Annotated in this window: 10 protein-coding genes; 1 reads left to right on the top strand and 9 read right to left on the bottom strand. The window is 40.9% G+C overall.

Features of this window, described 5'->3' with window-relative positions:
* Nucleotides 1-178: 178 nt before the first annotated feature.
* The 4 genes from ACOB82_RS02380 to ACOB82_RS02365 all read right to left on the bottom strand — a co-directional run bounded on the left by ACOB82_RS02380 (nucleotide 179) and on the right by ACOB82_RS02365 (nucleotide 4544).
* Nucleotides 179-847, bottom strand: coding sequence for a GntR family transcriptional regulator (locus tag ACOB82_RS02380; RefSeq protein WP_448211339.1), 669 nt, complete (start codon nucleotides 845-847; stop codon nucleotides 179-181).
* A 175-nt stretch (nucleotides 848-1022) separates the two neighbouring features.
* Nucleotides 1023-2555, bottom strand: a complete 1533-nt coding sequence (locus tag ACOB82_RS02375; RefSeq protein WP_448211338.1) for an aldehyde dehydrogenase (NADP(+)) — start codon at nucleotides 2553-2555, stop codon at nucleotides 1023-1025.
* Between the two features lie 26 nt (nucleotides 2556-2581).
* Nucleotides 2582-3595 carry a 4-hydroxyproline epimerase gene (locus tag ACOB82_RS02370; protein WP_448211337.1) on the bottom strand — a complete coding sequence of 338 codons (1014 nt, stop codon included), beginning with the start codon at nucleotides 3593-3595 and terminating at the stop codon, nucleotides 2582-2584.
* 34 nt (nucleotides 3596-3629) lie between these two features.
* Complete coding sequence (locus tag ACOB82_RS02365) at nucleotides 3630-4544, bottom strand: dihydrodipicolinate synthase family protein (protein ID WP_448211336.1); 915 nt, start codon at nucleotides 4542-4544, stop codon at nucleotides 3630-3632.
* A gap of 254 nt (nucleotides 4545-4798) precedes the next feature.
* Here ACOB82_RS02365 and ACOB82_RS02360 point away from each other — a divergent pair, with 254 nt between their 5' ends.
* On the top strand, nucleotides 4799-6073 hold the full coding sequence (locus ACOB82_RS02360; protein ID WP_448211335.1) for an NAD(P)/FAD-dependent oxidoreductase: 1275 nt from the start codon (nucleotides 4799-4801) through the stop codon (nucleotides 6071-6073).
* Between the two features lie 21 nt (nucleotides 6074-6094).
* Here ACOB82_RS02360 and ACOB82_RS02355 read toward each other — a convergent pair whose 3' ends face one another.
* From ACOB82_RS02355 to ACOB82_RS02335, 5 genes are all read right to left on the bottom strand, one after another.
* Nucleotides 6095-7675 (bottom strand): ATP-binding protein, encoded by a 1581-nt coding sequence (locus tag ACOB82_RS02355; RefSeq protein WP_448211334.1) that lies wholly within the window; start codon nucleotides 7673-7675, stop codon nucleotides 6095-6097.
* 305 nt (nucleotides 7676-7980) lie between these two features.
* Nucleotides 7981-9501, bottom strand: coding sequence for a parallel beta-helix domain-containing protein (locus tag ACOB82_RS02350; protein WP_448211333.1), 1521 nt, complete (start codon nucleotides 9499-9501; stop codon nucleotides 7981-7983).
* Nucleotide 9502: 1 nt separating this feature from the next.
* Nucleotides 9503-10798, bottom strand: coding sequence for a cytochrome-c peroxidase (locus ACOB82_RS02345; protein ID WP_448211332.1), 1296 nt, complete (start codon nucleotides 10796-10798; stop codon nucleotides 9503-9505).
* Nucleotides 10799-10819: 21 nt separating this feature from the next.
* Nucleotides 10820-11446, bottom strand: coding sequence for a c-type cytochrome (locus ACOB82_RS02340; RefSeq protein ID WP_448211331.1), 627 nt, complete (start codon nucleotides 11444-11446; stop codon nucleotides 10820-10822).
* Nucleotides 11447-11605: 159 nt separating this feature from the next.
* Nucleotides 11606-12529: a helix-turn-helix domain-containing protein gene (locus tag ACOB82_RS02335; protein ID WP_448211330.1), complete on the bottom strand. Its 924-nt coding sequence runs from the start codon at nucleotides 12527-12529 to the stop codon at nucleotides 11606-11608.
* Nucleotides 12530-12778 lie beyond the last annotated feature (249 nt).

Genomic DNA, 12778 nt, shown 5'->3' with positions numbered 1-12778 from the left:
AGCAAACATCCACTGCCGTGAAAAGTGAAGGATAATTGGTGTTCAAACCAATGAATTCAGGGCTCGTGACGGAACAATAAAGGGAGGGGATAGTATAGATTTGGTGAAAAAATGTCAATAATTGTTAACAGCGCCGCCCTGCACCATTAACAACTATCTGATTGAAAAATAAGAATAATTAAGCTTTTGCGCTTTCTCTTTGTAACAAGAACTCTTTGATCTCATCGCGAGAGCCAAGAATATGTTGGGTAAGCAGCGCTACGGCTTTTTCAACATTTTTAGCTTTGCAATACGCTAAAATATTATTATGTTCCGATTCTGCTTTAGACATGCCACCCGCCCACAATAAATGCATACGAATATACCGATCGGCATTCTTATTTAAGGTATTCACTAAATCTTGAGTTTGCGGGCGATTAGCCGCCGAATATAAACAATTGTGATAGTCAGAATTCAGCTCACTCCAGGTATTTGCTGCATTTTCTTTTCCTAGCGCATTATCTAGTTTTTGCAGTAACACCGTCGCTTGCTCCAACGCTTCGTCGGTTAAATTTGGAATTGATGCTGCTAATAAATCGGCTTCAAGCATTGCTCGTAATTCAAACAACTCGTCAACTTGCTCAACATTAAGTTCGGTCGCTGTCGCGCCCTTGTGTGGTTCAAAAGCAACTAAGCCTTCAGCTTCCAACTGCAATAATGCCTCACGAACAGGAATACGGCTAACATTTAACTCTTCAGCTAACGCGGCTTGTCTTAATGGTTGGCCAGCGGTAATTTCGCCACTAAGAATTTTTTCCCTTAAGGTCTCTACCACTAATTGAGTTCTAGTTTTATATACAATTGCCATGAATAATGTTCCCTGTGTTGGACTGCGAACATTATAAGAATTGTATTCAAAATGCAAAGTGCATCAGACAAAAAACTAAAAAACGAAAAAAGGGCATAAATGATAAAATAAATGCCCTGTGTAAAAATAGGAAGGGATTACACAAATAAAACCATTATTTTAAAACCAATATTTCCTAACCTTTTAATAACTCTGGCAACAATTCCAGTGGCATATTTTGATAACATATTGGCCGCTGAAATCGCTTAATTGCCTCACCGCCAACAGATGTCGAGCGAATATTAGTTGACGCAGGGAAAGGCCCACCATGGTTCATGGAATGACAGACTTCAACCCCCGTTGGCATCTGGTTGTATATCAATCGGCCAACCTTATGCACCAGCTGTTGCGCAATTGTTGCTGTCTGGGGCAAATCTTGCTCACTTGCATGAATACTGGCGGTCAGGTTGCCTTTAAGTAGGGTAGTTAGTTGCAACATTTGTTCGATATCAGCACATTTGACGATTAACGCACAAGGGCCAAAAACTTCTTGCTGTAAATCATTGTGTTCAGCAAAACCAGCCAAAGTGGTGGTAAAAAGCATTGGCGTAGCGAAATGCTTTGGAGTTTCCGGCAAATGATCGCCAGTGGCGATGCAGTCGACTCCAGACAAGGTTTGCCACTTAGCAACACTATTTTGATAGCTGTCAGCAATTGCAGGTGTTAGCAAAGCGCCTGGCATTTGATCAACAATTAACGCTTTTGCAGCGTGTTCAAATGCAGCATAATTCTCATCAGCCAATACTGCCCAAATGCCAGGGCTGGTGCAAAACTGGCCAACGCCCATCATCATCGAAGCAACTAAAGCCTCAGCAATCGCCGCGGGGGCTTCAGCAACTTTATTTGGCAAGATAAATTGTGGGTTTACGCTACCAAGCTCGCCATAAAACGGGATGGGCTCAGGTCGCTGATTAATTTGCTGCTGTAAAATCATGCCCACACGCTCAGAGCCAGTAAAGCCGACGGCTTTAATTAATGGATGAGTGACAATTTGACTTGATATCGCGTGATTTTCTCCTTGGATAAGCGAGAATACTCCCGCGCTTAGCTGGCATTTATCAATGGCAGTTAAAATCGCTTGCGCCACTAGCTCAGAAGTTGCGGGGTGCGCCGTATGAGCTTTCATCACCACAGGGCAGCCTGCCGCTAACGCCGATGCAGTATCGCCGCCAGCAGTTGAAAACGCTAAAGGAAAATTACTTGCGCCAAATACTGCTACTACACCCAAGGGTAAATACCCCAATCGTGTATCGGGCTTTGGTAATGGCTGTCTTTGCGGTTGCGCGTGCTCAATAATCGCCTGATATTCACCGTTTCGTAAAATTTCAGCAAACATGGTTAATTGATTAATAGTGCGGCCACGTTCACCTTCTAATCGCGGCTGAGGTAACCCGGTTTCTTGGCAAGCGGTTTTTATCAATTCGTCGCCTAACGCCAAAATTTCCTGCCCTATTGTTTCTAAAAACTCAGCTCTTTGCACTGCACTTAGCGCACTATAACTATGAAAAGCATCGTTAGCTTGAGCAATTGCCGAGTCCACTTCTTGGCTGGTTGCATCAATAAATAACTGCGATAAAGGCTGACCTGTTTCAGCAGCAAAAGCATTAAAAGTTGCGTTACCGGCTGCCTGCCACTTTCCTGCTATTAAACTTTTTCCAGTAATTGTCATATTTAATCCTATGAATGTTATTTACATTAAGTAACGATAAAACCAAACGCATAAGGATCGTCATCATCAATGGTAATAGTGTTTTGTCCAAAGACATGCGCCCAGCCAGAGATAGACGGCAAAATCGCTTCAATAGCCCCACCCTTAGTGTCGATAGCGATCGTCTGTTCAATACAGCCAGTAAACTGACTGCCAATATAGCTTTCGTGCACAAATGGCTGACCTTTCGCTAAATGACCTTTCGCGTATAGTTGCGCCATGCGTGCACTCGTGCCGGTACCACAAGGTGAGCGATCGATTGCCTTATCACCATAAAACACTGCATTTGCTGCGTCCGAATTATCTTGCTTAGGCTTACCTGTCCATAATAGATGACTAGCACCTGTTACTGTTGGGTCTTGAGGGTGCACACAATCTAGTGTTTGATTAACAATAGTGCGAACAATCGGTGACCAAGTTAAGATATCACTAGCCGACCAATGCTCTATGCCTGGAAAGTTTGCTTGTGGTTCAACAATAATATAAAAATTGCCACCATAAGAAATATCCACCACCAACTCACCAAGCCCAGGTACATCAATATGAATATTACGGTGCGCTAAAAATGCCGGCACATTGTAAATTTTAACACTGGTAACTTTTGATCCCTGCTGCTGATAATCAACCTTAATTTGCCCAGCTGGCACATCTAAAATAAGCTGACCAGCCACTTTAGGGTTTATCACCCCATGCTCGATAGCGGCAGTAACAGTGCCGATAGTACCGTGACCACACATCGGCAAACAGCCAGAAGTTTCAATAAATAAAATTGACGCATCAGCATTGTCACTGCAAGGCGGATAAATAAAAGCGCCAGACATCATGTCGTGGCCTCTAGGTTCAAACATCAACCCCTGTCTTATCCAATCAAATTCATTGATAAAATGTTGGCGCTTTTCACTCATATTCGCGCCCAATAAATTTGGGTGTCCACTGGTGACTAGACGTACGGGGTTGCCACAGGTGTGGGCATCGATACAATTAAATGTGCCTTTGATCATATTGTTAATCTAATTTGTATTAATTTAAGTTGGGTTAATCTAAGTTATATTTAGTTAAATCTAATCGCGTGGCGACCGCTTCACGATAAAGTTTTTCAACGCGTGCTCGTTCCTCGCCAACTAGCGGTAAGCGTGGTGCCCTAGTCATTTCAGAGCCTCTACCTGCTAATTGTTCACAAAACTTAATACATTGTACTAGCGTTGGAATAGTGTCTAAACGTAATAAAGGTAAGAACCAGCGCCAAATTTCTTTGGCTTCTTCAAAGCGTCCTTGGCTCGCCAATTTAAATATAGCCACTGACTCTTGTGGGAATACATTGGTTAAGCCAGAAATCCAGCCAGTACAACCTAACATGATGCTTTCAAGCGCAATATCATCTACGCCACCAAAGACAATAAAGCGATCGCCAAAGGCAGAGAATAATTCTGAAATTCGACGCGTGTCTTCAGTCGCCTCTTTTACCGCAACAATATTTGGCTCTTTAGCCAGCTCTCGCATGCCTTCAATTGACACATCAACACCGTAAGTAACGGGATTGTTATAGATCATAATTGGCAACTTACACTGCCTAGCAACCTGTTGATAATGGTAAATTGCCTCGGCTTCAGTAGAGCGGTAAACCATACCCGGTAGCACCATTAAGCCATCTATGCCAATTTGTTCACAGGCAATGGCATAGTCAACAGCAAATTGGGTAGTGGTTTCGGCAACACCCGAAATTAACGGTACTCGGCCTGCGACAACCGCTTTAACCGCTTTTAAAATTTCAATTTTTTCTTCCTTGCTATGAGAGCAATTTTCACCAACAGTCCCTAAAACTATGATGCCATCAACCCCTTCTTTGATCAGCGAATCAACCATTTGCTGAGTGGCATCGAAATTAATCGACATATCGTCAAAATATTGGGTGGTGACCGCAGGGTAAACGCCTTGCCAATTTACTGTCATAAGTTGTTCCTCAATGTTTATTTAATTATTTTTTTCAAAAGTTAATGCAAAAGTTAATTTCAAAAATGTGCTTGTGTAATTCAATGATAGATATATTTTGATATATTGTATACAATTTATTTTGTCAGACAAGTACTGGCGAAATTTACTGTAGCTTTAACTAGAGCATGTTGCTTTTTGTGGTATTAATATTGAACAACAACTTGGCTACTAGTGTGATAATTTTTAGCGCTAATTAATAGCAAGCATTGATAATGACAACGACTAATAACATCCAACAATCAAACAACAATCAGCAACACATTGCCGTCTTAGGCGCGGGTATCATAGGGATAAATTGCGCAATAGCCCTGCAAAAAAAAGGCTATCGAGTCACGGTTATTGATAAAGACGGTACAGCACAAGGCTGCTCAAAAGGTAATGCTGGGCACTTTGCCACAGAGCAGGTATTTCCACTAGCTCACGCCAGCATGCTGCCACAAGTTCCCAAAATGCTTCTTGATCCTTTAGGTCCGATCTCAATAAAAACTCAGCATTTATTAAAATCGCTACCTTGGTTTGCCAAGTTTGTTATCAATATGATGCCAAAACAGGCACATCGTACTCACCTTGCACTTAAGGCACTTAATCAACATGCTCTTGATTGCTATCAAACCTTGGTCGAAGAAGCTCAGTGCCAACACCTACTAACCTTAAAAGGCAGCTTACTAACGTTTGAGCAAACGCCACTTAATAAAATTCAACAACTAGCTCGCCATTATCAAAATGGTGGCGTCACGGTTGAGATTCTAAATAATCAGCAAGTTAAGCAACTAGAGCCAGCATTAAGTGATATCGTCAACTATGGGTTATTTTTCCCAGATGTCGGTCATACCATAGATCCTTATCAGCTTTGTCTCAAATTAGCGGACTATGCACAGCAATTAGGCTGCGAGTTTATCCAAGAAAATGTAGCGCACATCTCACCGCAATCAGATGGTGTTTTACTGAGCATGAATGGCCAGCAGCAATCATTTGATAAGTTAGTGATAGCCACAGGTGCTTGGTCGCCAACATTATGTAAGCAATTGGGCTATAAATTACCAATGCAAGCAGAGCGAGGCTATCACCTTGAATGTCAGCAATTTAATGCCTTAAGTCGACCTGTCGCTTCTGCTGAGCGCAAATTTATTATCACACCGATGGTAAATAGTTTGAGGTTGGCAGGGACGGTTGAATATGCAGCGCTAAATGCGCCGGCCAATTACCAAAGAGCACAAGTATTGTTTAGCCATGGTCAAGCTTTGATAAAGCAGCAGCTAACAAAACATGAGGTAGATAGTGTCTGGATGGGGGCCCGCCCATCATTACCAGACTCGCTGCCGGTGATATGTCAGGCTCCCAAGCATTCAGCAATATATTTGGCCTTTGGGCACCACCATTTAGGATTGACGCAAGGGGCAATAACCGGCCAGTTAATTTGTGAATTAGTGGCTGGAATCCCAACAACTATCGACGTTTCACCATTTAATATTAAGCGTTTTAATTAAATTAAATTAAATTACGATAAGTTAAGATTGAGCCTTCTGGGCGCCGCCAACAAACTCAATTGGCACTTTTACTTTAAAACAGCAACCTGTATCAACATCAGGACAAGTAATGGTACCACCTAGCTTGGAATGCACTAAGTTAAAGACAATATTCAACCCTAAGCCCGAGCCACCTTGCCCACGCTTGGTGGTAACAAAGGGATCAAAAATAGTTTTTCTGACATCGGGATTAATGCCATTTCCATTGTCTTGATAAAGTAAGGTTAAGAAACCATTACTTTCGGTAAATTGAATCGAAATTTCCCCTTCATCACGTCCTTCAAAGCCATGAATATGAGAGTTCATTAGGAAATTAGTGAGAATTTGGTTCCAAGCACTTGGAAAGGTGACAAATTCAAAGTCTTCATCAACCTCAACATTAATATGATATTTCTTGCGTTTAAACATGGTTTTAACGGTATTTACCACATCGTTCACGTGTTGAGCTAAATTAATTTCAAGTTCAGGATCAGTATGTTGCTCAACGGCAACCGATTTAAAGCCGCGGATCAGCTCGACAGACTTATCTAGGCTGCGCTCAATGATTTGTTGATACTCAGAGAGTAAATCTAAGGTGTCTGTAAGTTGAGTTTTAGTCAATTCTTGTGCTGCTACCGCATGTTTTAACGAATCAACTTTCTCTTTAAGTGCGGTAATTGAAGTTACACAAATACCTAATGGTGTATTTACTTCATGGGCAACACCGGCAACAAGCTGTCCTAGCGAAGCCATTTTTTCTGATTGCACTAATTGGTCTTTGGCTAAGGTTAAATCATCTAATGACTTTTTCAATTGGGTATTACTTTGTTCAAGTTTTGCCGTGCGATCGAACACCTTAACTTCTAGATCGCCGTTGAGCTTTAGTAAAGCGTTCTCCGCTTCTTCTAACTTGATGATGTCACTTTTAATTTGTAAGCGCATAGTATTTATCGCATCAACTAAAAGGTCGAGTTCATCTTTGGTTTTTGGACGATTTTCTAACTCTAAGCTGACATCTAAATTATCGGCGGCAAGTTGTTGCGCATAGTTAGTTATTTGATAAATATGGCGAGTCACCAACCAATGGACAACAAACATAATGGCAAAGGCAACAATAAAAATTTTAAAGAATTCGAAGGTGATGATAAAGCCAGCTTTTTGCCATAAGCGTTTGATTATATCGTCATAATCAGCGTATACCTGCAGCACGCCAATTTCGTTGTCACCATAAAATATTTTGTATTCTTCAAAAATGCTGTGAGATACCACCGACTTATCACCAAAGTCGTGCTCATTGCCTAAATCGGTAATCACTTTGACGTAAGAAATATCAGGAAGATCAACAATACCTTTGATTTGTTGTTCCATTAATGGCTTATTGAAATCCCATAAACTGGTTGCCATCGAAGGAATATAGCTGGTTTCAATATTATTAAAGCGCTGTTCTAAGCTCACAATATCGTCATTATAGTCTGCATACAGCTGCATCCCTGTCGAGAACAAGGAAAGCACAACACTACAAAGAAGGATATAGCCAAGCACTCGTTGGCTTAACTTATTGTTATAGTAAAAAAGCTTACTCATGAGCTAAGTAATTCACTCCTGTGAAAACGTCCAAGTTACACAGTCGTAACTTCAGATAGACTAACTTTTATGCGACTTTCACGGTGATGTCAATAAACAGATATCGACGACACCAAATGTTAACAATTTAGTTACACCCAACTTGATAACATTAACTTTTATTTTATATATCAACTATTAGCATACCACTCTTAGTTTTTTTTTGTACTTATCTCATTGATTAATTTGTAACCACAAGCCAGTTACAGCTCTTTTAGTGATAAAAAAAAGCCAGCTTACGCTGGCTTTTTACACAAAGTTTTTTCTTAGTTAGTGCGAGATAACATGTATTCCGCTACCGCTAAACGAGTTTCTTCATCTAAGTAATTTTGCGGTGGCATTTCAGGATAATCTTCACGCTTTTTCACTGGGTTAGCAATGTAGTCAGCTAAGCCTTTGGGGTTATCCATATAAAGCGCCTGAATAATTTGTACAGGAGGACCAATCATGCGTCCCGTGTAGGTATGACAACCAGTACAAATTCCTAAGTAAGCAATTTTACCTTTTTCACTGCCGTTAATTTCACGTGGCGCTACTGGCTCGTCCAAGATATAGGTATCAATACTATCCGTATTGGTAAATGAACACTCAGCCCAATCTTTAACACCAACAGTGACATAACGATGACGATTGATAATACAGCTATCGCGGCTAGTACCCACACGTATAATGTCAGGGTTGCCTTGTTTAAACTCAGTTAGCATCAAGGCTTTAGCTTCATCAATCGTATCGTAACCATTATTCATCATCAGGTTATTTAAGATCATTATCTTGTCAGGTTTTGAATCAGCTTCAGGATCGATTGTCGTATTTGGTGCATTTTCGTGGTCAGTAATGATAATACCAGCGGTTTTATTGCCAGTGATAATGTTGTCTTCAACAATCACTTCGTCAGCCGCCATAATCAAAATACCAGTACCCGCTGGAATACCAGCTACAGTTGAACCCGGTGCCCCAAAGTTTTTCGTGTTGTTATTAACAATAAAGTTGTCACGAATAATAACATCGAATGTGGTTTTAATCGGTAAGCCTGGCGTGATAAACGCTAAAATACCGCCAGTATTGTTATGCACATAATTATTTTCAACAATTGCGTGGCGAGAGTTCTCAATTTCGATACCTGCAACCGAATCAAACACTTCATTGCGCGAGACATGAATATTGTCACTCATACCTACGTAAATCGCAGCGTCTTCAATACCCGAGATAACATTACCTTCAACAATACCGTTTTTCCCCAACTGCGGGAAAATACCGTATACACCAGTATCAACAATAATATTATCGCGAATTTCAAAGTTGTTACCGGCTTGGCCCATAATGGCATTGCCTTTATATTTAGTGATCATCATATTCTGAACAATTATGTTGTTGCCCGAATATAAAATGGCATCATTAAGCTTGCCCTGACCATCCATTGTCGCGCGTTTACCTTCTTGGATAACGCCAATAATATGAATGTCATCTTTATCGATATATACCGTTTCATGGTAAGTACCCGGCATAACTTGAATAGTATCACCAGGGTTAGCCGCTTTAACCGCTTCCATAATAGACTCACCATCTTTAACAACATGAGTCTGACCAGGTGTTGTTCTAGCACTAACCGCCGACTTAGTGCCAGAATTCGTGCTTGAGCTATCAACATCACTATTTTTGTCATAACCGCCTGAATAGCTAGCACCGCCAGAACTACTTGTAATAACGGGAGAACTACTACCGCCACCAAAGTACATACCAACAGCAAACGCTATTGCCAGTAATATTATCCCCAAAAGTTTATTCATATTATTCTCCAACCACATTAGTTGTTGTTTGTTTTATTAATTTTTTGTTATGCGTTAATTGATATTGCTGATCTACTGGCGGTAAACCAGAAGGTACTTGATTAGGTACTTGCGGCGTTAAACTTTCATCGGTTAATGTTCCTAAAAATTCGACAATTAAATCTAACTCTTCGTCGGTTAAGTTCGGCTCCCAAATATGCCAATGCAACTGTAAGTGTTCACCTTCAGGCACCGCATGACCGCGACCTTTATTGTAGAACTCGACCGAGTCACGCAAATTACTGAAATTGCCGGCATGCATATAAGGCGCAGTTTTCACTATGTTGCGTAAGGTTGGCACTTTAAATCCGCCACGTAACTTCTTCGCGTTATAGGTACGCTCTGCACCAACATCGAGCGGCACACCTTCGGCTTCTGGCACACCGATTACTGCAACTTGGTTATTGGTAAATAGCGGTGGCTGATGACATTCTGCGCAACGAGCGACAAATGAGCGAAAAATATTGTGCCCTTGCTTCTCTCTTTCGGTTAGCGCGTCGTGATAGCCGTGCGCGTATTGATCATAACGGCTATTAAGTGAAATCAATGATGTTTGAAACGCGGCTAGCGCCGTATAAATTTGGCTAACATCAATTGAATTTGAATCTGGGAATGCTTGAGCAAACATACGGCGATAATCTTCATTATTACCAATTGTTGCTATTAGCTGCGCTGGGGAGCTACCCATTTCTTTAGGATCAAAAAGTGGGCCAACAGCTTGTTGCTCCAAGCTGTTTGCTCGAGCATCCCAGAAAAACTTATCTAAAAATGCAACGTTCCACAAAGTTGGCGCCGAACGAGCAACTTTGTCGCCAGTTACACCAACACTGCGATCAAGATCATCGCTAAACCCTTTATCTGGCTGATGACAACTTGCACATGAAAGCGAGCCATCTTTAGACAATGCTGGATCAAAAAACAAATAACGGCCTAGGTCTATTTGCTGAGGTGTAAAACCATCGCGATTTGGCGGCAAGGCTGTTTGCGTTCCACCAACACCACGTCCTTGCACAGAGTCGTACATTTGATAACGGTTGACCAAACGGCAAACACCTGCCTGAGTAAACTCAAAGCTAGGGGGACAATGGCTAGCTAACTGAAAGGATGCCGCTTTATTTTTTTCCTGAGCACCAGTAAACGGCTGAGCACTGGTGAAAGTACTTATCAGGGCAAAAATGACCAGTAAACCATTCACCATTCCTTGTTTCAAAAGAAAAGGTTTCAGAATAAAAGCTTTCAGAGTAAAAGATTTCACCATAAAGATTTCGCTATAAACCGCTTATTGCTGAGAGATAAAATAAATAATGTCATTAAGATCTTTTTCATTGACAATTCTTGCCATCATCGACATTTGCTTACCGAATTTATCTTCAGCGTGGCTACCGCGAACTCCAGCAACAAAGTTTGCCATTTGACGCTTTAAGTAATCCGCATCTTGGCCCGCCAGTTTTGGCGCATTAAACGACTTATTACCTTCCGCTGCACCGCCATGACATGCGCCACATTTAGCTTGGTAATAACGATAACCATTTTTAGCATCGCCTTTTTGCGTAGAATTGTCCGCTTTTCCGGTTAAGCCACTAATATATTCAGCTAAAGCGGGAACATCCTTGTTTGGCTCTAGTTGACTGGCAATCGCGCGCATTTGCTGGCCATTAACATCTTGTTGATGGCTGCCACGCACGCCTGTAATGAAATGTAGAAGTTGTCTTTGAGTATACCAAGCATGCTGTCCAGCAATTACCGGAGCATTTAACGCTGGATTTCCTTGACCTTGATCGCCATGACAAGCCACACAAGTTTGATAACTAGCTGGAACTTCATTTGCATTGGCTGAAAGATTAGAGCCAGCTAAAACAGTCGTAAAAATAACGGAAAAAGATAATAAGTATTGTCTAAACGTCATGTGAACTCAAAGTAGACTTGATATTGGTAGGTTCACTATAAAGAGGGTAATTAAGATTTGCTGACGAATTCCAAAAAAAAGCTGACGAATTCTAAAATAACTCAGTTTTATTAGGCTTTAGCTAGTATTTGAACTATCTAATGCTTGAGGAATTTAGTATTACTGACGCTGCTTTCGGTATTCCGTCGGCGTTATACCATGAGTCGTTTTAAACGCTTTATTAAACGAACTTAAACTGCGAAAACCACTTTCCAACGCCAAAGTTAATACAGGTGTTTGAATAAACTCAGGCTGAATTAACTTTTCCGTCACTTCTTTGATGCGGTAATAGTTTAAAAAGTCATTAAAATTTCGATAATTCATTTCGCCATTAATCAAATGCCGTAATTTATATTCATGAATCGCTAAATGTTTAGCAAAACTTGCGATGGTAATTCCTTCTTGTTGATACAGCTTTTCTTGCTCCATCGCAGCAATAATTTTAGTCAGCTCTTTAGGTGGTGCCTGATTTTGTATTGGTGTCGGCTCTTTAGGTTTACTCGTCACAAACAGCACCGACAGCTTACTTTCAAACAAGAAATAATTAATGGCAGTAATTAAACCTGCCAGTAACATACTTTTAATGACTTCCAAGCCAGCCCATTCAACATTTAATAATTGTTCAAACACTATCACTAAAAAGATGTAGATTGCCGATACTGAAATTACACCGCCTCGAATGTAACGACGCTCTTGTACTAAGTCATTGCGCCAACTGTTAATAGACACATAAAGCGCATGAAAAATTAGGCCAAGCTCTAGGAATAATTGCAGGTAAAAATAGACTAATGCAGCATTTACATGGCTTCTTAGCTCAAAGCCAAATAGTAATTGCGCTGCTTTCATCAAGATAGGCAATAGTAAGGTTGAAGCCGCTAGCCAACATTGCCAGCCTTTAATATGGGTTTTATCCGCAAAAACACTCTGCGCGGTTAACCAGAATATTCCCGGCAAGGCGTTACCAGCAATAAAGCCAATATAAAATGCCAGAACCGAGTCATACGGGTATAAGCCACCAATAATGTAGCCGGCGCAAGACAACATTAACATCACGAAAAGTTGAACTGACTGGTTATTACGGCAGTGCTTTAAAAGCAGCAGAATGCACAAACATATTTGAGCGAAAGCAAAGTGAGAAAAGAACAAGTTCAGCATAGTAAATCAGCGGATTATGGTTATAGTTTTTAGCTTGTGATCCGCGACCATAGTAAACGTAACACCATTAAATGCAAGGAAGAATTATTCGCAGATCAGATGATTAGATTGACGAGTAATGAATAAGTTTATAGCCAC

The organism is Colwellia sp. MEBiC06753 (assembly GCF_053470325.1).
This window is presented reverse-complemented; position numbering and strand designations above follow the sequence as displayed.